At 62.3% G+C, this 23,968-nt stretch carries 22 protein-coding genes; 13 read left to right on the plus strand and 9 right to left on the minus strand.

The genetic code is table 11. The annotated features are described in order from the left end of the window. Positions 1 to 82 precede the first annotated feature (82 nt). Together proP and C4J86_RS14445 are read left to right on the plus strand one after the other, a co-directional pair. Positions 83 to 1,585, plus strand: a complete 1,503-nt coding sequence (gene proP / locus C4J86_RS14440; protein ID WP_124370894.1) for a glycine betaine/L-proline transporter ProP — start codon at positions 83 to 85, stop codon at positions 1,583 to 1,585. Positions 1,586 to 1,636: 51 nt separating this feature from the next. Next, positions 1,637 to 2,143, plus strand: coding sequence for a GAF domain-containing protein (locus C4J86_RS14445; protein ID WP_124370895.1), 507 nt, complete (start codon positions 1,637 to 1,639; stop codon positions 2,141 to 2,143). Here C4J86_RS14445 and C4J86_RS14450 read toward each other — a convergent pair. Next, positions 2,118 to 3,041 (minus strand): AraC family transcriptional regulator, encoded by a 924-nt coding sequence (locus C4J86_RS14450; RefSeq protein WP_124370896.1) that lies wholly within the window; start codon positions 3,039 to 3,041, stop codon positions 2,118 to 2,120. The two genes, C4J86_RS14445 and C4J86_RS14450, sit on opposite strands and share 26 nt — an antisense overlap. A 174-nt stretch (positions 3,042 to 3,215) precedes the next feature. Here C4J86_RS14450 and C4J86_RS14455 point away from each other — a divergent pair, with 174 nt between their 5' ends. Together C4J86_RS14455 and C4J86_RS14460 are read left to right on the plus strand one after the other, a co-directional pair. Continuing rightward, positions 3,216 to 4,238, plus strand: a complete 1,023-nt coding sequence (locus C4J86_RS14455; RefSeq protein ID WP_124370897.1) for an alpha/beta hydrolase — start codon at positions 3,216 to 3,218, stop codon at positions 4,236 to 4,238. Next, the gene (locus C4J86_RS14460; protein ID WP_124370898.1) at positions 4,238 to 5,425 is read left to right on the plus strand and encodes an MFS transporter; all 1,188 of its coding nucleotides are present in this window, start codon (positions 4,238 to 4,240) and stop codon (positions 5,423 to 5,425) included. Before C4J86_RS14455 ends, C4J86_RS14460 begins: the two co-directional genes overlap by 1 nt. On the opposite strand, the gene C4J86_RS14465 is transcribed toward C4J86_RS14460, so the two are convergent. Continuing rightward, complete coding sequence (locus C4J86_RS14465) at positions 5,418 to 6,239, minus strand: helix-turn-helix domain-containing protein (RefSeq protein WP_124363083.1); 822 nt, start codon at positions 6,237 to 6,239, stop codon at positions 5,418 to 5,420. The genes C4J86_RS14460 and C4J86_RS14465 overlap by 8 nt on opposite strands. Before the next feature lie 97 nt (positions 6,240 to 6,336). On the opposite strand from C4J86_RS14465, the gene C4J86_RS14470 reads away from it, so the two are divergent. Beyond that, entirely contained in the window at positions 6,337 to 7,548 is a 1,212-nt protein-coding gene (locus tag C4J86_RS14470) for an MFS transporter (RefSeq protein WP_124370899.1), read from the plus strand. Between the two features lie 132 nt (positions 7,549 to 7,680). On the opposite strand, the gene C4J86_RS14475 is transcribed toward C4J86_RS14470, so the two are convergent. Further along, positions 7,681 to 7,995 (minus strand): DUF2834 domain-containing protein, encoded by a 315-nt coding sequence (locus C4J86_RS14475; protein ID WP_124370900.1) that lies wholly within the window; start codon positions 7,993 to 7,995, stop codon positions 7,681 to 7,683. A 121-nt stretch (positions 7,996 to 8,116) separates the two neighbouring features. Here C4J86_RS14475 and C4J86_RS14480 point away from each other — a divergent pair, with 121 nt between their 5' ends. After that, a complete protein-coding gene (locus tag C4J86_RS14480) occupies positions 8,117 to 9,826 on the plus strand; it encodes an amidase (RefSeq protein ID WP_124370901.1) in 1,710 nt (569 codons plus the stop codon). Positions 9,827 to 10,182: 356 nt separating this feature from the next. Further along, positions 10,183 to 10,614 carry a nuclear transport factor 2 family protein gene (locus C4J86_RS14485; RefSeq protein WP_124370902.1) on the plus strand — a complete coding sequence of 144 codons (432 nt, stop codon included), beginning with the start codon at positions 10,183 to 10,185 and terminating at the stop codon, positions 10,612 to 10,614. 29 nt (positions 10,615 to 10,643) lie between these two features. Here the strand turns inward: C4J86_RS14485 and C4J86_RS14490 are convergent, their stop codons facing one another. Beyond that, entirely contained in the window at positions 10,644 to 11,969 is a 1,326-nt protein-coding gene (locus tag C4J86_RS14490; RefSeq protein ID WP_124370903.1) for a PLP-dependent aminotransferase family protein, read from the minus strand. A gap of 89 nt (positions 11,970 to 12,058) precedes the next feature. Here C4J86_RS14490 and C4J86_RS14495 point away from each other — a divergent pair, with 89 nt between their 5' ends. Together C4J86_RS14495 and yghX are read left to right on the plus strand one after the other, a co-directional pair. After that, on the plus strand, positions 12,059 to 12,964 hold the full coding sequence (locus C4J86_RS14495; RefSeq protein WP_124370904.1) for a DMT family transporter: 906 nt from the start codon (positions 12,059 to 12,061) through the stop codon (positions 12,962 to 12,964). An 83-nt stretch (positions 12,965 to 13,047) separates the two neighbouring features. Further along, positions 13,048 to 13,935, plus strand: coding sequence for a YghX family hydrolase (gene yghX / locus C4J86_RS14500; protein ID WP_124370905.1), 888 nt, complete (start codon positions 13,048 to 13,050; stop codon positions 13,933 to 13,935). 101 nt (positions 13,936 to 14,036) lie between these two features. Here yghX and C4J86_RS14505 read toward each other — a convergent pair whose 3' ends face one another. Then, a complete protein-coding gene (locus tag C4J86_RS14505) occupies positions 14,037 to 14,909 on the minus strand; it encodes a LysR family transcriptional regulator (RefSeq protein WP_124370906.1) in 873 nt (290 codons plus the stop codon). Positions 14,910 to 15,041: 132 nt separating this feature from the next. Here C4J86_RS14505 and ampC point away from each other — a divergent pair, with 132 nt between their 5' ends. Beyond that, the gene (gene ampC / locus C4J86_RS14510) at positions 15,042 to 16,196 is read left to right on the plus strand and encodes a class C beta-lactamase (protein ID WP_124370907.1); all 1,155 of its coding nucleotides are present in this window, start codon (positions 15,042 to 15,044) and stop codon (positions 16,194 to 16,196) included. A 130-nt stretch (positions 16,197 to 16,326) separates the two neighbouring features. Beyond that, positions 16,327 to 18,150 (plus strand): serine hydrolase, encoded by a 1,824-nt coding sequence (locus tag C4J86_RS14515; protein ID WP_124370908.1) that lies wholly within the window; start codon positions 16,327 to 16,329, stop codon positions 18,148 to 18,150. A gap of 191 nt (positions 18,151 to 18,341) precedes the next feature. Here the strand turns inward: C4J86_RS14515 and C4J86_RS14520 are convergent, their stop codons facing one another. Together C4J86_RS14520 and C4J86_RS14525 are read right to left on the minus strand one after the other, a co-directional pair. After that, positions 18,342 to 19,619, minus strand: coding sequence for an ATP-binding protein (locus C4J86_RS14520; protein WP_124370909.1), 1,278 nt, complete (start codon positions 19,617 to 19,619; stop codon positions 18,342 to 18,344). Continuing rightward, positions 19,620 to 20,327 (minus strand): response regulator, encoded by a 708-nt coding sequence (locus C4J86_RS14525; RefSeq protein WP_124370910.1) that lies wholly within the window; start codon positions 20,325 to 20,327, stop codon positions 19,620 to 19,622. Positions 20,328 to 20,483: 156 nt separating this feature from the next. On the opposite strand from C4J86_RS14525, the gene C4J86_RS14530 reads away from it, so the two are divergent. Further along, complete coding sequence (locus C4J86_RS14530; protein WP_124370911.1) at positions 20,484 to 21,686, plus strand: MFS transporter; 1,203 nt, start codon at positions 20,484 to 20,486, stop codon at positions 21,684 to 21,686. Here C4J86_RS14530 and C4J86_RS14535 read toward each other — a convergent pair. Beyond that, entirely contained in the window at positions 21,642 to 22,244 is a 603-nt protein-coding gene (locus C4J86_RS14535; protein ID WP_124370912.1) for a tRNA-(ms[2]io[6]A)-hydroxylase, read from the minus strand. The two genes, C4J86_RS14530 and C4J86_RS14535, sit on opposite strands and share 45 nt — an antisense overlap. A 146-nt stretch (positions 22,245 to 22,390) precedes the next feature. Between C4J86_RS14535 and C4J86_RS14540 the strand changes: the two genes are divergently transcribed. Beyond that, positions 22,391 to 23,254 carry a universal stress protein gene (locus C4J86_RS14540; RefSeq protein WP_124370913.1) on the plus strand — a complete coding sequence of 288 codons (864 nt, stop codon included), beginning with the start codon at positions 22,391 to 22,393 and terminating at the stop codon, positions 23,252 to 23,254. Positions 23,255 to 23,374: 120 nt separating this feature from the next. Here the strand turns inward: C4J86_RS14540 and C4J86_RS14545 are convergent, their stop codons facing one another. Further along, entirely contained in the window at positions 23,375 to 23,845 is a 471-nt protein-coding gene (locus C4J86_RS14545; RefSeq protein ID WP_124370914.1) for a DUF1289 domain-containing protein, read from the minus strand. Positions 23,846 to 23,968 lie beyond the last annotated feature (123 nt).

Raw genomic sequence — 23,968 nt, forward strand, 5'->3', positions numbered from 1 at the left:
TTAGTGTCCGCTTGTATCTGAAGTGACAGAGCGGTGCCATCGCGGCGATGGCGCCTCCCGTTCAGCTTCTAGAGTGGCCCGCATGATATTACGTAAGAAACGCGTCAAACCCATCGGTTTGAACGACATCACCATTGTCGACGACAACAAGATGCGCAAGGCAATCACCGCCGCCGCACTGGGCAACGCCATGGAATGGTTCGACTTTGGCGTCTATGGGTTTGTCGCTTATGTGCTGGGCAAGGTGTTCTTCCCAGACGCGTCCCCCAGCGTACAAATGATCGCGGCGCTGGCCACCTTCTCGGTGCCCTTCCTGATCCGCCCACTGGGCGGTCTGTTCTTCGGCGCTCTGGGTGACAAGTACGGACGACAGAAAGTCCTCGCCGCCACCATCGTGATCATGTCCCTGAGCACCTTCGCCATCGGCTTGATTCCGGGGTACGCGTCCATTGGCATCTGGGCACCGATCCTGTTGCTGTTGTGCAAAATGGCCCAGGGTTTCTCGGTGGGCGGCGAATACACCGGCGCGTCGATTTTCGTCGCCGAATACGCCCCGGACCGCAAGCGCGGGTTCCTCGGCAGTTGGTTGGACTTCGGCTCGATTGCCGGCTTCGTGCTGGGCGCCGGCCTGGTGGTGTTGATTTCCACTGTGCTCGGCGAGGCGGATTTCGAGGCCTGGGGCTGGCGCCTGCCGTTCTTCCTGGCCCTGCCTTTGGGCATCATCGGCCTGTACCTGCGCCACGCGCTGGAAGAGACTCCGGCGTTCCAGCAACACGTCGAAAAACTCGAGCAGGGTGACCGCGAAGGCCTCAGCCATGGCCCCAAGGTGTCCTTCAAGGAGATCGCCACCAAGCATTGGCGCAGCCTGCTGACCTGCATTGGTATCGTCGCGGCCACCAACGTGACCTACTACATGCTGCTCACCTACATGCCCAGCTACCTGTCGCACAACCTGCATTACGCCGAAAACAGCGGTGTGCTGATCATCATCGCGATCATGGTCGGCATGTTGTTCGTGCAGCCGTTCATTGGCTTTGTCAGCGACAAGATCGGCCGCAAGCCCTTCATCATCGCCGGCAGCATCGGCCTGCTGTTCCTGTCGATCCCGGCGTTCATGCTGATTACCAGCGGCAAGACCGGGCTGATCTTCAGCGGCCTGCTGATTCTGGCAATTGTGCTTAACTTCTTTATCGGCGTGATGGCATCGACGCTGCCGGCGATGTTCCCCACTCACCTGCGCTACAGCGCGCTGGCGAGTGCCTTCAACGTCTCGGTATTGATCGCCGGTATCACGCCCACTGCAGTGGCCTGGCTGGTAGAAAGCACCAACGACCTGTACATGCCGGCCTACTACCTGATGGTGTTCGCCGTGGTCGGTCTGGTCACGGGCCTGACCATGAAGGAAACTGCCAATAAACCATTGCGAGGGGCGGCCCCGGCGGCCTCCGACATGGAAGAAGCCAAGGAATTGTTGCAGGAGCACCATGACAATATCGAGCAGAAGATCGAGGACATCGATGCTGAGATTGCGGCGCTCCAGGCCAAGCGCGAAAACTTGGTGCAGCAGCACCCAAGGATCAATTAAGACCTGGCTGTGCGTGGTCGCTGTCTGCGGCCACGCCTTTGGAGCGTTCACATGATTCCAAGCGTCACCTCTGCCCAATCGCTGCTGAGCGCCGACGAACGCGCTGCCATCGCAGAAATCGAAGCGACCACCAACATCCTTAAACTGGTCACCCGCCTGACCGGCATGCGCTTCGCCGGCATCGCCAAATTCACTGACCTGGAATGGATAGTCTGCTCGGCCTACGACCCCATGCAGATGGGCATCCATGTCGATGACGTGCTCGACCTGGAAACCACCCTGTGCAGTGAGTTCTGCGTCGATCCCCAAGCCTTGTTCGTCCCGCAGATCAGCCTCGACGGCCGCTTTGCCGCACGCCCGGTGGTCAAGCAATACGCCATCGAAAGCTATGCCGGCGCGCCGATCTTCCTGCCCGACGGGCGCCTGTTCGGTGCACTGTGCGCGCTGGATTCGCGCGCCATGCTGTTCGACGACCCCAACCTGCCGGAAACCCTGAGCCTGTTCGCACGACTGATCGGGTGCATCTTTTACGCTAACTTGACTCCGTCAGATCAGTAACACCTGCCCTGCCCCGCAGCGCGGCCATGTCGCGCTTGGGCGGTACGCCGAACAGACGGCTGTACTCACGGCTGAACTGCGATGGGCTCTCATAACCGACTTTGAACGCGGCACTGGACACATCCTGGTGCTCGTTCAACATCAAGCGCCTGGCCTCGTTCAAGCGCAGCCATTTCTGATACTGCAGCGGACTCATCGAGGTCAGTTGGCGGAAGTGATGGTGAAAGGTTGCCGCGCTCATTTGCACGCGCGCGGCCAGCTCTTCCACGCGTAGCGCGCTGTCGAAATTCAATTTCAGCCAATCGATGGCCTTGGCGATCCGATACCCCTGCCCGTCCACTGAACAGATCTGGCGCAGTCGGCCGGCCTGGTCGCTCTTCAATAACCGGTAGTGAATCTCGCGTTGGATCAACGGTGCCAGTACCGGGATGGCGTCAGGTTCATCCAGCAATGCCACCAGGCGCGCGAATGCTGCCAGCATGCCGTCCGTCACCCGGCCGATGCCAACCCCCTTCATCATCGCGCGCTCACGGGTTGGCGGCAGGCCGCCCTGGGCGATCAGCTCGGCCAGCATGCGCAGGTCCAGCTTGAACATCAGCCCCAGGCACGGTTGCTCGGGGCTGGCGACCAGCACTTCGGAGTTGGCCGGAATATCCAGCGAGGTCACCAGAAATCGCGAGGTGTCATAGGGATAGCCCTCACCGCCGACCCACAACCGCTTCTCGCCCTGTACCACCAGCACGATGCTCGGTTCGACCATGCACACCACCGGCGCGGCCGGCTGTTCACGCCGATAGAACCCCAGGCCCGGGATCGGCATCGGGTAGTCGCCGGGCGCCGGAATGCGCGAGCCGATGGCCTGGATCAGCGCGTCCAGCGGCGATTGATGGATCGTCATAGGGCCCTTCCACTGCTTCACTGACTGTCTTGGCAGGACTTTACCCGCGCCAGCCCCAGGCGTCGCCGCCAAACCGTGAAACTCAGAGGATCAGGCAAGTAATCCACTCAAATGCACTACAGAAGCCGGGCCGCCATCGGGAAAATGCTCGGACACTTCGCAAGGAACATCCCTATGAAACGCCTCTTGCTCGCGCTGGGTTTGCTGGTGACCTCCCTTTCCTCATTAGGAGCCGATATGTCCAACGGTGCTGATAACTTCTACACCAGCGACACGGTGACGGCCGAGAACGTCACCTTCAACAATCAATACGGCATGCAGGTTGCGGGCACGTTGTTCACGCCTAAAAACCTCGCCGCCGGATCCAAAAGCGCCGCCATTGTCGTCGGCCATCCCATGGGCGCCGTCAGGCAACAAAGCGCCAACCTCTATGCCACCAAAATGGCCGAACAGGGTTTCGTTACCCTTTCCCTGGACCTGTCGTTCTGGGGCGAAAGCGCCGGCACGCCGCGCAACGCGGTGCTGCCCGACCTCTACACCGAAGACTTCAGCGCCGCCGTGGACTTCCTCGGCACCCGCCCCCAGGTCGATCGTGAACGCATCGGTGCCATCGGCGTGTGTGGCAGCGGCAGCTTCGTGATCAGCGCGGCGAAGATCGATCCGCGCATCAAGGCGATAGCGACCGTCAGCATGTACGACATGGGCGCCGCCAACCGCAACGGCCTCAAGCACGGCGTGACGCTGCAACAGCGCCAGCAGGTGTTGCGCCAGGCGGCCAACCAGCGCTACGTCGAGTTCCAGGGCGGCGAGACCGTCTACACCGGCGGCACGCCGCAGACCCTCACCGGCGACGCGGTGGGCGATGAGTTCTACGATTTCTACCGCACCCCGCGCGGCGAAGTCACGCCGCCAGGCGCCTCCAAGCTGACCACCACCCGGCCGACGTTGACCAGCAACGTGAAGTTCATGAACTTCTACCCGTTCAACGACATCGAGACGATCTCCCCACGCCCGCTGCTGCTGATTGCCGGGGCCGACGCGCACTCCCGTGAATTCAGCGAAGACGCCTTCCAGCGCGCCGCCGAGCCCAAGCAATTGCTGATCATCCCGAACGCGGGGCACGTCGATCTCTACGACCGGGTCAACCTGATCCCGTTCGCCAAACTCACCACCTTCTTCCAGAGCTATTTGAAGTGATGTCTGCTACATCCCAAACCCAACGCTGGGGCGCTGTGCTGGCCATGTCGCTGGCGGCGTTCGCGCTGGTTGCTTCCGAATTCATGCCGGTGAGCCTGCTGACACCCCTGGCCGCCGACCTGCACATCACCGAAGGCCAGGCCGGCCAGGGCATTTCGGTGTCCGGGGTGTTTGCCCTGCTCACCAGCCTGGTGATCGCCTCGATCGCCGCGCGGGTGGATCGCAAGCGCCTGCTGATGGCGCTGACACTGCTGATGATCGTCTCCGGCAGCGTGGTGGCGTTCGCCCCGAACTACCTGGTGTTCATGCTCGGTCGTGCATTGATCGGCGTGGCGATTGGCGGCTTCTGGTCACTGTCGGCGGCCACGGCGATGCGCCTGGTGCCGCAAGCCCAGGTGCCGCGTGCCCTGGCCATCGTCAACGGTGGCAATGCACTGGCGACGGTGATCGCGGCGCCACTGGGCAGCTTTCTGGGCGGCATCATCGGCTGGCGTGGCGCGTTTTTCTGTGTGGTGCCGGTGGCCGTGATTGCACTGGTGTGGCTGCTGGTGAGCCTGCCTGCGCTGAAGAACAAGGCCGAGGCGAAAGCCGGCAATGTCCTGAGCCTGATGAAAAACCCCACCGTAGCCCTGGGGATGGTGGCCGTCAGCGTGTTCTTCATGGGCCAGTTCATGCTGTTCACCTACCTGCGGCCGTTCCTGGAAAGCGTGACCCGAGTTGACGTCTCCACGCTGTCGTTGATGCTGCTGGTGCTCGGCCTGGCGGGCCTGGCCGGGACGTTCCTGATTGAACGCTTCCTGAAGCACCACCTGTACCCGACGCTGATTGCCATCCCGCTGATAATGGCAGGCATCGCCCTTGCACTGGTGGCGTTCGGCAGTTCCACCCTCATGACCAGCGTGTTGCTGGGCAGCTGGGGCCTGGTGGCGACCGCCGCGCCGGTGGGCTGGTGGACGTGGTTGTCGAGAACCACGCCTGACAACGCCGAGGCCGGCGGTGGCTTGATGGTCGCCATCATTCAATTGGCGATTGCCGCAGGCGCCACGGTCGGCGGCGTGGCGTTTGACCTGAGCGGTTACCAGGCGACCTTCGAACTGAGCGCGGCCTTGCTGGTGGTCGCCACCGTGCTGGCCTACCTGGCGTCACGCCGCCCGCGGCCTGCCCGCGTCATCAGCAGCGCTAGCTGAAAAACTGACTCGGCGTCTTGCCGAACTGTTTTTTGAACATGCTGGTAAAGGCGCTGGGGCTTTCGTAACCCAACTCAAGGGCCACATCGATAATTTTCTCGCCCACCGCGATGCGCTCCAGCGCCAACAGCAAACGGGCCTGTTGGCGCCACTGGCCGAAGGTCATCCCGGTTTCGCGGCGGAACAGGCGTTGAATGGTTTTTTGATCCAGGTCCAGGCGCTGGCTCCAATCGGCGACGGTGGACGCATCGCCCGGGTCTTGCTGCAGCGTCAGGCAGATGTGATTGATGCGCGGGTCGGCGGGCTGAGGAAGTGACAACGGCAACGCGGGCAGGATAGCCAGCTCATCGAGGATCAGGCGCATGATCCTGGCGTCGCGCGAATCCTCGGCAAAGGGCGGTTTCAAGCTGACCGAGACTTTGATCAATTCACTCAGCAGCGGCGACACCGTCACCGTCTTCGGCTCGGTCGGCAGGTCCGGAAAGCTGTCCGGGCGCACGAATACGCTGCGCATTTTCAAGGTGCCTACGCAACGCAGCGCATGCACCTGGCCACAGGGCATCCAGAACCCGCGATTGGGCGGCACCGTCCACTGGTTCAACGCCGAATACACCACCATCACGCCGCCAATGGCGTAGAGCAGTTGATGCTTGTTGTGGCTGTGCTCGGGAATCACCCAGTTTTCCGGGTAGTCAGTGGCCGAGCTGATGACGGCCCAATCGCCTTCATCGATCTCCTGGAGGAATTTGTCGAGGGATTTGATGATTTCGCCCTTTTTGCGATGAATTACGCCCGAATTGCGCGAGACAGGCATTTGCGTCGACTCTAGCATGGCTCCCGAAATAATTAGAAATGGGCCGCCCGCTCAAGTAGTGTCGGCCCCTGTTCGCTGCCTTGTATGGAATGCCTGCATGTCGACCCTCACCGCGACACCCGCCGCTGCCACCGCGACGCCTCAGGTCAGCCCTTTGGTCATGCGCGTGCTCGGCGCCTGCGCCCTGGCGCATCTGATCAACGACCTGATCCAGGCCGTGCTGCCGTCGATCTACCCAATGCTCAAGGCCAACTACGGCCTGACGTTTACCCAGGTCGGCCTGATCACCCTGACCTTCCAACTCACCGCATCGCTGCTGCAGCCCTGGATCGGCTACCACACCGACCGTCATCCCAAGCCCTGGCTGCTGCCGGCGGGCATGGTCTGCACCTTGATCGGTATTCTGATGCTGGCGTTTGTCGGCAGCTTCCCGCTGATTTTGCTGGCGGCGGCGCTGGTGGGTGTCGGCTCGTCAACGTTCCACCCGGAAACGTCCCGCGTGGCACGCCTGGCCTCCGGCGGCCGCTATGGCCTGGCGCAATCGACGTTCCAGGTCGGCGGCAACACCGGCAGCGCCTTCGGCCCACTGCTGGCAGCGGCCATCATTATTCCCTACGGCCAGAGCCATATCGCCTGGTTCGGCCTGTTCGCGGTGTTCGCGATCCTGGTGCTGTACGGCTTGAGCCGCTGGTACCGCCACCACCTCAACCTGTTCAAGCTCAAGCAAGGCGGCAAGCCGACCCATGGCCTGTCCAAAGGCCGGGTGACCTTTGCCCTGGTGGTGCTGGCGCTGCTGGTGTTCTCCAAATATTGGTACATGACCAGCCTGACCAGCTACTTCACGTTCTACCTGATCGAAAAATTCCAGCTGTCGGTCGCCAACTCCCAGATGTACCTGTTCCTGTTCCTCGGCGCGGTGGCCGTGGGCACCTTCGCCGGCGGGCCGATCGGCGACAAGATCGGGCGCAAGACAGTCATCTGGTTTTCGATTCTTGGCGCCGCACCGTTCACCCTCGCCCTGCCCTATGTCGACCTGTTCTGGACTGCCGTACTCAGCGTGATCATCGGCTTTATCATCGCCTCGGCGTTCTCCGCCATCGTGGTGTTCGCCCAGGAACTGGTGCCGGGCAATGTCGGCATGATCGCCGGGATCTTTTTCGGCCTGATGTTCGGCTTCAGCGGGATCGGCGCGGCACTGTTGGGTTTGCTCGCCGATAGCCACGGTATCGAATACGTCTACAAGCTCTGCTCGTTCCTGCCGTTGGCGGGCATCCTGACGATATTGTTGCCGTCGACAAAAGGCGTGTAGGCCTGCCGCTATCCAGGCGGGAGACGCTTAAACAATGTGGGAGGGGGCTTGCTCCCGATGGCGGTATGTCAGTTATAGAGGATGTGACTGAACCACCGCCATCGGGAGCAAGCCCCCTCCCACATTGGATTTCTAGCGTTCCGTGCGTCGCGTGAAACCATTGACGACGATATACAGCAGCGGCCCTACCGACACGAACACCGCCGTCAGCAGGAAATAGGGGATCAACGACGCCACGGAGCGCCCCCGCCCCCGCGCATCCCGGTACATCCACACACACGCCAGTATTGCCATCAGGTACAGGTCAATCACCACCTGCGCCGTATCTGGCCGCGACATCAACTCCTGCCCAAACGCAATGAGCGATTGCTCGGCCGACATCATGGTCGCCACGGTATACAGCGAAAACCCGAGCAAACCGGCCAGGGCGATATAGGGTCTTGGCATGTTCTCCTCCTTGGAGTGCAATATGGATCATCAAGCCGCTTACCTTAGCAGCAAGCTGGCACTGGGAAATATCTGTACGTAGACTGCCGCCATACCTCCACTTGAAGGCGGCGAAAAAAACCTGATGCAAGTTACCGAAGTCTCCATTGCCCAATTGCGCGCTGCGCTTGAATCCGGCCAGACCAGCGCCGTTGAACTGGTGCAGGCCTACCTGGCGCGGATCGACGCCTATGACGGCCCGCAGACCGCCACCGCACTGAACGCCGTGGTGGTGCGCAACCCCGAGGCCTTGCAGGAAGCCGAGGCGTCCGATGCACGCCGGGCAAAAGGCCAGACGCTGGGGCCGCTGGATGGCATTCCCTATACGGCCAAGGACAGTTACCTGGTCAAGGGCCTCACCGCCGCGTCCGGCAGCCCGGCGTTCGCCAAGCTGGTCGCCCAGCGTGATGCCTTTACCATCGAGCGTTTGCGTGCTGGCGGGGCCATCTGCCTGGGCAAGACCAATATGCCGCCCATGGCTAACGGCGGCATGCAACGCGGCGTCTATGGCCGCGCTGAAAGCCCGTACAACGCCGATTACCTCACCGCACCGTTCGCCTCGGGTTCGTCCAACGGCGCCGGCACGGCCACGGCGGCAAGTTTCGCCGCGTTTGGCCTGGCCGAAGAAACCTGGTCGAGCGGTCGCGGCCCGGCCTCCAATAACGGCTTGTGTGCGTACACGCCTTCTCGTGGGGTGATTTCAGTACGCGGCAACTGGCCGCTGACCCCGACCATGGACGTGGTGGTGCCCTATGCGCGCACCATGGCTGACCTGCTGGAAGTACTCGACGTGGTGGTCGCCGAAGACCCGCACACCCGTGGCGACCTGTGGCGCCTGCAACCCTGGGTGCCGATCCCCAGCGTCAGTTCGGTGCGCCCGGCGTCCTACGCCGAACTGGCGGTGGGCAGCGCGGCCCTGGCCGGCAAACGCTTCGGCGTGCCGCGCATGTACATCAACGCCGACCCTGAGGCCGGCACCAGTGAGAAACCCGGGATTGGCGGACCGACCGGGCAGAAAATCCACACCCGCGCCTCAGTGATCGAGCTGTGGCAAGCCGCACGCCACGCCCTGGAAGCCGCAGGCGCCGAGGTCATCGAAGTGGATTTCCCACTGGTGTCCAATTGCGAAGGCGACCGCCCCGGCGCGCCCACAGTGTTCAACCGTGGCCTGGTGTCCCGGCAATTCCTCCACGATGAACTGTGGGAATTGTCGGCCTGGGCGTTCGATGACTTTTTGCGTGCCAACGGCGACCCGGCGTTGAACCGCCTGGCAGATGTCGATGGACCGAAGATCTTCCCCCACGACCCCGGCACCCTGCCCAACCGCGAAGACGACCTGGCCGCCGGCATGGACGAATACGTGCGCATGGCCCAGCGCGGCATCACGCCGTGGAACGAGATCAGCAGCTTGCCCGACGGCTTGCGCGGCCTCGAGCAAACCCGCCGGCTGGACCTGGAAGACTGGATGGACCGCCTGGGGCTCGACGCGGTGCTGTTCCCCACCGTGGCCGACGTTGGCCCGGCCGATGCCGATGTCAACGAAGCCTCCGCGGATATCGCCTGGAGCAATGGCGTGTGGGTGGCCAACGGCAACCTCGCCATTCGCCACCTTGGCGTGCCTACGGTCACCGTGCCGATGGGCGTGATGGCGGACATCGGCATGCCGGTCGGGCTGACATTTGCCGGGCGGGCGTATGACGATTCGGCGCTGCTGCGCTTTGCGTCGGCGTACGAAGCCACCGGCAGCAAACGCATGATTCCACCGCGTACACCGCCGTTGTCAGCACGCTGATTACGGCCCCCTGTAGGAGCGAGCTTGCCCTAATGCCGGGCAGTTAAGAAGTAGCAGGAGCGAGAACTAACTTGTGGCGAGGGAGCTTGCTCCCGCTGGGGCGCGAAGCGGCCCCAAACAATGGGACTGCTGCGCAGTCCAGCGGGAGCAAGCTCCCTCGCCACAGGTTCGGTGTCGCCTTAACTCACTGGCATTAGGGCTTGCCCCCTCCCACAGGTTCAGCCGAGTTCCACGTCGGTAGATAAGTAATTTCAGAATATTTCAAGCCCCCCCTTTCCTTCCCCTGCCAATTTATTGCATGGTTGTACGACGACAGACCTCATCATGTCGCTCCCCCACAACAATAAGGACTCCCCATGCAAAATCTCAAAATGCTGATCGCTTTCCTGTGCCTGTTCTCCGGCTACGTCGCGGCCGCACCGGCGCCCGCCGAGAAGGAAGTAGCCCAGGCGGTCGACCAACTGACCCAGGCTATGTTGCACCTGGACCTCAAGCAACTGCATGCGCTGACCGCAGACACCCTCACCTACGGCCATTCCAGCGGCAAGGTGCAGAACAAAGCGCAGTTCATCGAAGACCTGGAAACTCACAAGAGCGCGTTCAAGACCCTGGAAATGCAAAACCAGAGCATCACCCTCAATGGCGATACCGCTCTGGTGCGCAACCACTTTCATGCCCTGGCGGTGAACAGTGGCGTCGAAGTGCCGACCGATATCGATAACTTCCAGGTCTGGCAGAAGCAGAAAGGCCAATGGCTGTTGATCGGTCGCCAGGCCTACAAATACTGACCCTTGCCGGTGAGCCGCTCAGCCACGGCTCACCATTGCACTACTTTGCGCACCTTGAGCAACGCCTCACGCAGCGCCGTCATCGACACCGACCCCAACGCCAGGCGCAGCGCGTGGGGCACATGGGCCGAGACGGCAAACGGCTCGGCGGTGGAAACGCCAATACCCTCGCGCTGTAAGGTCATGGCCACCTGATCGGCGCGGGCATCTTCGGCCAGCGGCAGCCACAAAAAATACGATGATGGATGGCTGATATAGCTCAGCCCCGCCAGCACTTGCGCGGCCAAAGCTTGCCGTGCCTGGGCATCTGCGCGTTTTTGCGCCTCCAACTGCGCGACGGTGCCATCTTCGATCCAGGCCACGGCGATCGCACTCATCACCCCCGGCACGTTCCAGGTGGTGGCCATGACGGTGCGTTCCAATACCTTGACCCAAGCCAGGGGCGCGGCGATAAAACCGACGCGCAAGCCGGTGGCGACACTCTTGGAAAACCCACCGACGTAAATTGTGCATTCAGGCGCCAACGCCGCCAGCGGCGGCGGTGCGTGTTCGGCCAGGAAGGCGTAGGCGGCGTCCTCGATGATCATCAAGTCGTGCTCGCGCGCAATCGCCACCAGGCGCTCGCGCTGCGCCAGGCTCATCACCCAGCCCAGCGGGTTATGCAGAGTAGGCATGCTGTAGACCGCGCGCACCGGCCGCTTGCGGCACAGGGCCTGCAGGTGATCGAGGTCCGGGCCGGTGGCAGTGGACGGGATCGCGACGATCTCCAGGTGCAGGGTCTCGGCCAATACTTTGAAGCCCGAATAGGTCAATGCATCGACGGCGATCACATCGCCAGGTTTGAGCAGCGCCATCAGGGTTACCGCCAAGCCGTGCTGTGCACCGCTGACCAGCAATATCTGTTCGGCCTGCACCGCCAGCCCGCGCTGCAACAGGTGCTGCGCGACCGCCGCGCGTTCATGCAGGCGGCCGGCATGGGGTTGGTAACGCAACAGCGCTTCCAGGTCGCCGGATAACGCCAACTGGCGCAGTGCGCCACGCAAAAGGTCGGCCTGGCCGGGCAATGACGGGTAGTTGAAATTCAAGTCGAGCATGCCCGCCGCGACGGGCATCTGCCCACTGCCCTGGCCCGGCGGTAACGCCAGTTCGCGTACAAAAGTGCCACGCCCGGTTTCACCACTGACCAGCCCCATCGCCTCCAGCTCGGCGTACACGCGGCTCGCGGTAACCAGCGCCAGGCCATGCTCGGCGGCGAGTTGGCGGTGGGTGGGAAGGCGCGTGCCGGGCGGCATTTTGCCCGCACGAATGGCCTCGGCGAAGGTATCGACCAGCGACTTGTAGCGGGCGCGCGGCATTGGCGATGTATCCATGACAATTTTTTGATTGCCTTAATCTTCAGCCCTAGGATGCCGAGTACGCAACTTCCCTTTTCGGACATACCCCTATGGAACGCACCTTGCCTTTCGGCACCCTGGACAGCAGCACCCAAGGCTGGATCAACGGTTTTATTGGCGTGGTGATCTTCAGCGGTTCGTTGCCGGCCACGCGCCTGGCGGTGATGGAATTCGAGCCGGTGTTCCTGACCATGATCCGCGCGACGCTTGCGGCCATCCTGGGGCTGTGCCTTTTGCGGTTGTTCCGCGAAAAACGCCCCACCCGCCCGCAATGGGCGCCCTTGGCTATCGTCGCGTTCGGCGTGGTGATCGGTTTCCCGCTGCTGACGGCGCTGGCGCTGCAATACGTGACCTCCGCGCACTCCATTGTGTTTATCGGCCTGCTGCCGCTGGCGACGGCGATCTTCGGCGTGCTGCGCGGCGGCGAGCGACCACGGCCGGTATTCTGGTTGTTTTCGGGGCTGGGCAGTGCGCTGGTGATGGCTTACGCCTTCGCCCAGGGCCTGAGCGCCGCGCCCGCCGGGGACTTGCTGATGCTATTGGCGGTGCTGGTCTGCGGCCTGGGCTATGCCGAAGGCGCCAAGCTGTCGCGCAGCCTGGGTGGCTGGCAGGTGATTTGCTGGGCCCTGGTAATGTCGCTGCCCGTCGTCGCGCCTTTGAGCTGGCTGCTGGCGCCCGCGTCGTTCACCGGCATCAGCCTGCCGGCCTGGCTGAGCCTGGGTTACGTCGCAGTGTTCAGCATGTTGATCGGCTTTGTGTTCTGGTATCGCGGCCTGGCCCAGGGTGGCATCGCGGCGGTCGGCCAGTTGCAGTTGCTGCAACCGTTCTTTGGCCTGGCGCTGGCGGCGGGCCTGCTGCATGAACAGGTCAGCCAGGGCATGCTGCTGGTCACGGTGGCGGTGATCGGCTGCGTGGCCGGCGCGAAGCGCTTCGCGCTAGGGGCCAGGGGCTGCTAAACAGAAATGGCGTCCGCGCCCGTGGCCGCACGGGTTGATCCTGGTCTACATTTGACGGCAACCGCTAATCGAGGACTGCACCGATGACTCGTCTCACCGCCAAAGACTTCGCTCCCGAACTGCTGGAACTCTACGATGGCTACGCCCACGGCACGCTGAACCGCCGCGAATTTCTCGACCGCGCCGCGCTGTTTACCTTCGGCGGCCTGACCGCCTCGGCCCTGCTCGCCGCCCTGAGCCCCAACTACGCACTCGCCGAACAGGTGAAATTCACCGACCCCGCTATCGTTGCCGACTACATCACCTACCCGTCACCCAAGGGTAACGGCACGGTGCGCGGCTACCTGGTGCGCCCGGCGAAGGCCGTGGGCAAACTGCCTGCGGTGGCGGTCGTGCATGAGAACCGTGGCCTGAACCCGTATATCGAAGACGTGGCGCGGCGCCTGGCCAAAGCCGGCTTTATCGCCCTGGCGCCCGATGGCCTGACCTCGGTGGGCGGCTACCCCGGCAACGATGAAAAAGGCGTGGCCCTGCAGCAGACCGTCGACCCCACCAAACTGATGAACGACTTTTTCGCTGCCATTGAATGGCTGATGCACCACGACAGCAGCACCGGCAAAGTCGGCATCACCGGTTTCTGCTATGGCGGTGGCGTGACCAATGCGGCGGCGGTGGCCTACCCGGAACTGGCGGCGGCAGTATCGTTCTACGGGCGTCAACCCGAGGCCAAGGACGTACCCCGCATCAAGGCGCCGATCATGCTGCATTACGGGGAGCTGGATGCGCGCATCAACGAAGGTTGGCCGGCCTACGAGAATGCGCTGAAAGCCGCCGGTACAACGTATGAGGCATTTATCTACCCGGGAGCCAACCACGGCTTTCACAACGATTCGACGCCGCGTTATGACGAGTCAGCGGCAAACCTGGCCTGGGAGCGCACCCTGGGATGGTTCCGCAAATACCTCGCCTAGACTCAGTCCAACTGTGGGAGGGGGCTTGCCCCCGATGGCGGTGGCTCAGTCACATCATCTATAACTGACACACCGCAATCGGGAGCAAGCCCCCTCCCACATTAGCCAGCACTGGCTTGCAACCACCCCTTGAACGCCAGCATCGCTGGCGTCTCGGCCCGCGACTGCAAGCGCGTCAGCCAGTAACTGCCGGTGGTTATCCCCACCGCGAACGGCTGGCGAATCACATCACTCTCCAATTGCCGCGAAAACATCATCGCCGGCGCCAGTGCCACGCCAACGCCCTGCAGCGCCGCTTCCATCATCGCCAGCGACGAATCGAACACGATGCTGCGCGGTACCAGGGTGTCGGCCGGCAGCCCGGCGGCCTGGAACCACAGGCTCCATTCATCGGCGCGGTAAGAGCGCAGCAAGGTGTGTTTCAACAGGTCGGCCGGCGTGTGCAGCTGTTCGGCCAGGTGCGGCACGCAGAGCACGCTGAGCGGGGCTTCCAGCAGTTGGCAGGCCTCGGTGCCGTGCCAGGCGCCGGCACCAAAACGGATCGCGTAATCCAGGCCTTCGGCGGCTACATCGACGCGGTTGTTGTGAGTGGACAGGCGCAGGTCGATAAACGGGTAGCGGCTCTGGAAGTCCGCCAAGCGCGGCAGCAGCCAGCCCACGGCAAAGGTACCCACCGCGCCTACCGTCAACACTTCGCGGTAATGCCCGGCCTCGAACTGGCCGAGGGTCTGGGCAATCCGGTCGAACGAATCGCGCAGCACTGGCAACAGCGTTTCGCCCTCTCGGGTGAGCATCAACCCGCGTGGCAGGCGTTTGAACAGTGTGACATTGAGTTGCGCCTCCAGGCTTTTTACCTGATGGCTGACGGCCGCCTGGGTCACGCATAACTCGATGGCCGCGCGGGTGAAGCTCAGGTGCCGGGCGGAAGCCTCGAAAGCGCGCAGGGCATTGAGGGGCAGATGGGAACGCAGCATGCTTGACCCTAGATTTACTAATGGCTCGTGCAAGATATCATCGTTTGTATCGTCGACTGTTAACGCCTAGATTGGCGGCGCCCGCGCAGGCCCTCAGCCTTAGTCAATCCGTTACAGGGAAGCGAAAATAACATGCAAGAAAAATCCCGTTTTAGTCTACGAAGCCTGCTGATTTCAGCGTCTCTGCTGGTTGCTGCTCCGTGCATGGCTGCGACCGACCTGCGCGAAGTGGTGGACAGTCGCGTCAAACCGCTGATGCAGCAACAGGGCATCGTCGGGCTGTCGGTGGCCGTGGTGAAGGATGGCCACGCGCAATACTTTAACTACGGCGTGGCGTCCAGGGAAGGCAAGCAGCCCGTCACGCAAGACACCCTGTTCGAAGTCGGCTCAGTGTCCAAGACCTTCACTTCAACCCTCGGTGGCTATGCCCAGGCCAGCGGCAAGTTGAAACTGTCGGACCGCGCCAGCCAGCACTGGGCCGAACTGGCCGGCAGTGCGTTCGATCACATCAGCCTGTTGCAACTGGCGACCTACACCGCAGGCGGCCTGCCGTTGCAGTTCCCAGGTGCGGCCGACAGCGCCGCGACCATGCTCGATTACTACAGGCACTGGCAACCCACCGACACCCCCGGTACGCGACGCCTCTACTCCAACCCGAGCATCGGACTGTTCGGCTACCTCGCGGCGAAAAGCCTGGGCCAGCCGTTCAATGTCGCCATGGAACAGACCTTGCTGCCGGCGCTGGGCTTGAAGAGCACCTACCTCAACGTGCCCGCCGACAAGCTGGGCCGCTACGCCCAAGGCTACGATAAGCAGGACAAACCCGTGCGCGTGGGCCCAGGCGCACTCGACAGCGAAGCCTACGGCATCAAGACCAGCACCCAGGACCTGGCGCGCTACGTGATGCTCAACCTGCACCCCGAGACCTTGAGCGCGCCGCTGCAACAGGCGATCGCCACCACACACAGCGGTTACTACAGCGTCGACGGCATGACCCAGGGCCTGGGTTGGGAATACTACCCCTACCCGATCACCCAGCAGGCCTTGATAGAGGGCAACTCCACACCGATGGCGCTGGAGTCGCACACCGTCAAGTGGCTGCAACCGGCGCAGGCCCAACCGGCCAATGTGCTCTACAACAAAACCGGCTCAACCAATGGTTTCGGCGCCTACGTGGCGTATGTACCGAGCAGGGATATAGGCGTGGTGATCCTGGCCAACAGGAACTACCCGAATGCCGAACGGGTGAAAGTGGCGCATGGGATCTTGACTGCCCTGGATAACTGACTTGACACATAACCCTATGGTCGAGGCCGGCGTTAACAGTCTTTGACAGTTTCCCGACAAAGCACTCAAAGATTGCGTGCCGCCACGGCCCTAGCATTCGAGCATCCAAACCACCATCCGGGTGCTCTTCATGTTTCGCACGTTACGCGGTATCCCGCTGCTCGGTTGCCTGTTGGGCACGCTCGGTTGCCAGGGGCAACCGCCCGCCCCGCCGTCGATTCAAAAAGGCGATTACGGCGCGATCATCCGCTACCTGCAAAATCGCATTCCCCGTGAGATGGCGCGGGACAATGTGGCGGGCTTGTCGATTGCCCTGGTCAGTGGCCAGGAACTGATCTGGGCCCGTGGCTTCGGCCTGGCAGACAAGGCCCGAGGGGTGCCGGTCACCCCTAACACGGCATTTCGCGCCGGGGGCATCTCCACGTTGCTCACCGCCACGGCGGCCTTGCAACTGGTGGAACAACAGCGCCTAGGGCTGGATGCGCCGCTTCAGCAAACCTTGCGCGAGTTCCACGTACGCTCGCGGTTTCACAGCGACCAGGCCGAGGCGGATCAAGCGATTACCTTGCGCCGCTTGCTCAGCCATCAATCCGGCTTGCCCAGCGAGCATTTGCGCGACCTGCGCAGTAACTACGCCATGGGCCAGATGCCGCAACGCGTTTCGGGCGTGTGGCTGAGCAGCCCGCCGGGCTCCCAGGTGGCGTATTCCAATCTGGGCTACGCCCTGGTGGGGGCGGCCATTGAGCGCAGCACCGGTAAAAGCTTCGAGGCGCAACTGCAAGGCAGCCTGCTCAGGCCTCTGGAAATGAACCAGTCAAGTTTCGTCGGCATCGGCACCCAATTGAGCTACCGCGCTTTGGGCTACGAAGAGGGCAAGGCCAGCAACGACGCGCAGGTCCGCGACCTCGCCGCCGCCAGCCTGTGGGCCAGCCCCAAAGACCTCAGCCATTACGTACGCATGCTGTTCGCCAAAGGGGTCTACAAGGGCAACCGGGTACTGGGCAGCGCTTCGATCGATGAGATGTTCACCCAGCAGAACACCGGCAATGCCTTGGATTTCGATTGCCAAATGGGCCTCGGCTGGTTTCTGGCGCCGTGCGGGGATGAACCGGTCGGCCCTGGCATACGGGCCTATCAGCACAGTGGCGGCGGCGATGATTTCGCCGCGCAGTTGAGCATCCTCCCGGATCAGCAACTGGCCGTGATCATCATGGCCAATGACAGCAATGCCGAACAGTTGGTGGTGTCGCTGTCCACCGACACCCTGCGCCTGATGCTCCAGGCGCAGACCGGCAAGGCGGTCTGTGCCGACGACTGCCAGGCCCCAAACCACGGCCTCAAGCTGCGCCAAGTGCCGGCCGCAATCGACCGCAAGCGCCTGGCCGGGTTCTACGCGACATCATGGGGCGTGTTGCGTCTCAAGGATGATCACGGGCGCTTATCCGGCGAACTGGGCGGGTGCGATTTCGAGCTGATGCGCGACGATCAAGGCTGGCTGCGCGCGCAGAAAAGAATCCTCGGCTTCTGGCTCAAGGACCTTGGCGAACTGGGCCGCGTGCAATTGGACGTGGTGAGGGTACAGGGCCGGCAGATCCTCACCGCCCGCAGCCACGGCCAACGCGTTGCCGTGGGCGAACGCATCGAGCCGCCGCCGCTGCCCCTGGCGTGGGCGGACACCGTCGGCACTTACCAGGTGCTCAATACCCACGAACCCGATGCGCCGCTGAGCGGCGTCAGCGTGCGCCTGGAGGAAGGCTTCCTGGTGATTCGCGGCCAACTGCATGATGAGCCCCTGACCGACTACATCCTGCTGCCCGTCGATAACGCCCACGCGGTCGTAGCCGGCAGCGGCTATGGCCTGGGCGATACCGTCAGCCGCCAGGTCAATGGCCTGAGCGCTTCGGGCTACGCCTTCAAACGTCTGCACTCGCCCCTCGACACGTTGAATTTTTAACCTGGGCGAGCAATCTGGGCTCACTGTAGGAGCGAGCTTGCTCGCGAAAAACGCCCAGGCAACGCGTTCATTCTGGATAAACGCGGGGGGCCTGAATGCTTCGCGAGCAAGCTCGCTCCTACAAAAAGCCCTAACTGACTGGCATGAGGGCAAGCCCTCTCCCACATTGGCTTGTCGTTGTTTACGGATACTTACTCGGCATACGCCCAGGTCATCCGAAACGACGCGCCACCCCACTCTGAGTCCAGCACCTGCACCTGTCCGCCATGCCATTGGCTGACCCGCTGGACCAGCGCCAGGCCCAGGCCGAAGCCGCCGGTACGGCGGTCGCGGCTTGAATCCAGGCGCATGAAGGGTTCAAAGATCTTGGCGCGGCCCTCGACCGGAATACCGGGACCATCGTCGCTGACCTGCAGTTCGTAACCGCTGCCGAACTTGATCAACGACACTTCAACCCGCCGATCGGCATAGCGAATGGCGTTGCGCAGCAGGTTGATCACAGCGCGCGCCATGAATCGTGGCTCGATGCGAATCACATCGACCTCACAGGTACGCAGCGACAACTGCACACCTGCGGCCTCGGCCTCCAGCGCCACGCTGCCGATCACGCTGTCCAGCCAACTGTGGGCCTCGATGCTTTCGCGGGTAACCTGGGTCGCGCCGCGCTCCAGGCTGGCGTAGGTCAACAGCTCGGAGACCATTTCTTCCAGCTCGCCAAGGTCGGCGTACATATCGGCGATCAGTTCGCGGCTTTGGCGCGGATCGGCCTGTTGCTTGAGTTGGTCAAGCTCGAAGGACAAGCGCGCAATCGGCGTGCGCAGCTCGTGGGACACTGCGTTGGTCAGTTCGCGCTGGTTGGCGATCAGGCTTTCGATGCGCTCGGCCATCTGGTTGAAGTGCCCGGCCAGCGCACGCACGGTGGAGCGACGCGGCAACAGGATGCGCGAACCGAGGTCGTTGTCGCCAAAGCGCTGCGCCGCCAGGCGGATGTGCTCAAGATCGCGCCAGTGCGGGCGCACCCAGAAGTACAACACAACGGCCAGGCTCCCGCCCAGGAGGCCATAGGCCCACAGGTACAACCATTTCGGTTCTTCCGGCAGTTGGATTTCGAGCAATTGCGGGCCGTCATCGATGGGCGCGAGGAACTTCATGAAGTCCTCGCGCACCACTACTTGGCCGGCCGCCAGCAGTGCCTGTTCGCGCGCGCTCAGGTGCTGGCTGTCGCGCTGCACCAGTTGCAGGCGCAGGCCGTAATGCGGTTGCAACTGATCCAGACGCGCCTGGCGCGCCTCGCCCTGCACCGGCCGCAGTTGTTCCACCAGGGCCCACGCTGGGCCGCGCAGGGCCTCGCGATTATAGGTTTCATTGGACTCTGGCATGTACGCGTCCAGGCCATAGTTGACCAACCAGATCGCACCGGCCAAGCCAAGCGCGAGGATCAGGTACAAGCGCAGATACAGGCGCAGCATCTACAGCTCCCAGGCGAAAGGATTGAACAGGTAGCCCTTGCCCCAGATGGTCTTGATGCACACCGGCTCGCGCGGGTTGTCATTGAGCTTGCCGCGCAGTTTGCTGATGTACACATCGACGCTGCGGTTCAGGCCATCGAACGCAATGCCGCGCATGCGGTTGAGGATGTCGTCGCGCGAAAGGATGGTTCCCGAGCTGCTCGCCAGTAGCCAGAGCAATTCGAACTCCATGGTGGTGAGGTCGATTTTTTCATCGCCCAGGCTGACCACCCGGCAACTGCGGTTGATCGACAACCGGCCGAATTCCAGGTAATCGCGTACCGTCGTCTCGGGCACTTGCCGACGTTGCAGCGCCCGCAGACGCGCCAGCAATACCGGCGGCTTGATGGGTTTGATCACATAGTCATCGGCACCGGACTCCAGGCCCAGGATATGGTCCAGGTCATCTTCCTTGGCGGTGAGGATCACAATCGGTGTGTCGGACACCGCGCGGATCTCGCGACACACATGCAGGCCGCTCTGGCCCGGCAACATCAAGTCGAGCACGACCATTTTCGGTTTGAACGCCAGGAATGCCGCCAAGGCCAAATCGCCCCGGTGCACCGCCTGCACCTCGAAACCATGTTGCGACAGAAAATGCGCGATCAGCCCTGCCAGCTTCTCATCGTCCTCGACGAGCAGGACTTTGCCCAGACCCAGGTTTTCCATAAGTTCTCAGTGTAGGAACGCCGATTGAAAGGCTGGCAGTATAGGTGGCAAGCTGCCCAACGGGAGCCGCCGCATGCAGGGTGCCAGCAAGCTTCATGCTTTTAAGAGTTTTTAACAAATAGCCTGCACTCTTTTACGCCATTCACAGGGAGTTATATGCGCAAGGATTACCTGGCGTTCTTCGTTTCACTGTTCCTGTCGCGACTGGCGGACCAGATTCTGCTGTTCATCGTGCCGCTGATTGTGTTCCAAACCACCCAGAGCGTGTCGTGGGCGGGCCTGGCGTTCTTTGTCGAGTCACTGCCGCGCTACCTGGCCTTTCCGGTGTGCGGGGCGTTGTGCGACAGGTTTTCACCCGTACGCATCCTGCATGTCAGCCAAGTGTATCGGGCCTTGGCCTGCGTGGTAGCGGTGGCGCTGTACGGGCTGTTTGATGGTATCCAATGGCTGGTGATCCTGTCGGCGTTGTGCGGGGTATTGACCACCCAGGGCATCATGGCGCGGGAAGTGCTGATGCCGCATATTTTCCAGCATTACACCTATACCAAGACCTTGTCTTATTCGCAGATCGCCGACCAGAGCGGCCTGGTACTCGGCCCGTTGGTGGCGGCGCTGATGCTGGAAGTCTGGGCGTGGCCTTGGGTAGTTCTGGGCATCGCCGCACTGTTTGTGCTGGCGGACCTGGCGATGCTGGCCTGGCAGCGCAACACCCGCGTGCACCTGCAGCCCCATGAGCCGCAGCACCCGGGTCTCTGGCTGCAGCCGCTGCGCACCGCTTTGGGTCACATCCGCAACCGGGTGGAGTTGAAGCGCATCATTACCCTGGCCATTGGTGTGAACCTGATCGTCGGCGTGACGCTGGCCACGTCGGCGGCCCTGGTCACCGGGCAATACGCGGCGGACAAGGACGCCTACGCCCTGCTGCAAGGCGCTGGCGCGGTGGTCACCCTGGTAATTCTGTTTTACCTCGCGCGTTCGAGCCTGGCGCTGAAGGTGCTCGGCGGGCTGTCGTATTCGATGATCGCCGTGGGCGCGCTGATCACCGCCCTCAGCCCCGGCGTGTGGGTGTACGCCGTGGGCTTCCTGCTGGTGAGCGGTTTCGACAAGATGTTCAACGTGTACATGCGCAGCACTCGTCAGCGGGTGATTCCGGTGCAGGATTTCGGCAAAACGGTGGGAGTGATCACCCTGCTCAACAACCTCGCCCAGCCCTTGGCGGGCTTGCTGATTGCGGTGCTGGCAGCGCCGCTTGGCACGCAAATGGTGATCCTGCTGCTGACCGGGATCAGCGCCTTGATCGGCGTAGCCGTGGCCTCAGGCTGGCACGCCACTGTGAAAGCGGAACTCGACGTCGGCTGACTCGATCAACGCCTGCTCGGCCGCCCTCACCCGCTCGATCACCTGGGCGATGTCCTTGGCGTCACCGTACTGGTAGGCCAGTTTCAAGTAACCCTGGAAGTGCCGCGCCTCGCTTTTGAGCAAGCCGAAGTAGAACTTGCCGAGTTCTTCGTCCAAATGTGGCACCAGCGCCTCGAAACGCTCGCAACTGCGCGCTTCGATAAAGGCCCCCACCACCAGGGTATCCACCAGTTTGACCGGCTCATGGTTACGCACCACCTTGCGCAAACCCGAGGCGTAGCGGCCGGCGGACAATTGGCGCAGTTCAATCTTGCGTTTTTTCATCAGGCGCATGACCTGCTCGTGGTGCACCAGCTCTTCACGGGCCAGGCGCGACATCATATTGATCAGGTCGAGGTGGCCGTGATACTTGGCGATCAGGCTCAGGGCGGTGCTGGCGGCTTTGAATTCGCAGTTCTTGTGGTCGATCAGCAGGGTGTCCTGGTCGGCCAGCGCGGCCTGGACCCAGGCGTCGGGGGTGCGGCAACCGAGGAATTCGTGGATTTCGGGCAGGATCATCGGGCTCACGGGCAAAGGATCACAAAAGGGCGCCGATTATACCGACCACGCCGCAGACCACCAGCCATGGGCCTTGATGTACATCAAGATGACGGCACGCGTGCAGCAACTATAGTTGTTGCAGGCCCACTCCTGGAGAACCGACCATGCAAGCCATCCGCAGCATCCTGGTGGTCATCGAGCCCGAGCATCCCGAAAGCCTGGCCCTCAAGCGCGCGAAGCTGATCGCCGGGGTCACCGACGCGCACCTGCATTTGCTGGTCTGTGACAGAAAGCATGAGCATTCGGCGCTGCTGAGCCTGCTCAAATCCGGCCTGCAGGAGGACGGGTACAGCGTCACGACCGAACAGGCGTGGAACGACAGCCTGCATGAAACCATCATCGACGTGCAGCAGGCCGAGGGCTGCGGCCTGGTGATCAAGCAGCACTTTGCCGACAGCCCACTGAAAAAAGCCCTGCTGACCCCAGCAGACTGGAAACTGCTGCGCTATTGCCCGACGCCCGTGCTGCTGGTCAAGACCGCCACGCCCTGGGCCGGCGGCGTGATTCTGGCGGCCGTCGACGTAGGCAATACCGACAGCGAACACCGCTCGCTGCATAACTCCATCATCGACCACGGCTTTGATATCGCCAGCCTGGCCAAGGCGCAGTTGCATGTGATCAGCGCGCATCCCTCGCCGATGCTCTCCGCGGCGGACCCGACGTTTCAACTGCGGGAAACTATCGAGGCGCGTTATCGCGAGCAGTGCCAGGCCTTCCAGGCCGAATTCGATGTGGATGACGCGCACCTGCATATCAAGGAGGGCCCGGCGGATGTGCTGATTCCGCATCTCGCCCACCAGTTGCAGGCGGCACTGACGATTATCGGCACCGTGGCGCGCACCGGAATTTCCGGGGCGTTGATCGGCAATACAGCGGAGGTGGTGCTGGATGCGGTGGAAGGCGATGTGTTGGTGCTCAAGCCGCAGACGCTGATGGACCATCTTGAAGAACTGGCCACCCAAGCCTGAAGCAATGAGGATCAAATGTGGGAGGGGGCTTGCTCCCGATGGCGGTGGGTCAGTCGATTCAAAAGTGACTGACACACCGCCATCGGGAGCAAGCCCCCTCCCACATTTTGATCTTTACCGTCAGGTAGATAGCGCATCTTTAAGGAATCCCGGTGCGATATAACGCTGGTAATGCGCCTCGGACAAGATAAAGAATTCCCGATCAATCGCATCGCGCAGGTCTGGCAAGGGCCACTCGCGAAACTCCGGCAGCAGCACCATGCCGTAGGCCTCCAGGTTATTGATCACCCGCGCCCCACGCGCAATCAACTGATAGGCCCAGCAATACTCGGACTGGTGCGGCACGAAGCGAATCTTGCGCTGTTCCAGTTGCCCGCGCAGGGTCTTGGGGTCGAAAACCTCGACTTTGCCGGCCATCACCTGCACCAGCAATTGCTCGAGCCTGAGCCAGACCGCACGCTTTTCTTCTTCGTTATAGCCATTCCACTGGATCACTTCGTGGTGAAAGCGCTTGCAGCCGCGACACACGAGATCGCCGTAGACCGTGGAGCACAGGCCGACGCAGGGGGTCTTGATGGTTTGGTTGGACATGGGCGAAAACACGCAGATCAGCGAAACAGTGCGCCATGTTAGCCCTTTGTCTAAGGTTGATCACCCTGCAAACTTGGTGACGCAACTTACCTTTAGATTTTTTTTGCCGTAGAATCACCCGGC

The organism is Pseudomonas sp. R2-7-07 (assembly GCF_003852355.1).
Taxonomy (GTDB): Bacteria; Pseudomonadota; Gammaproteobacteria; order Pseudomonadales; family Pseudomonadaceae; genus Aquipseudomonas.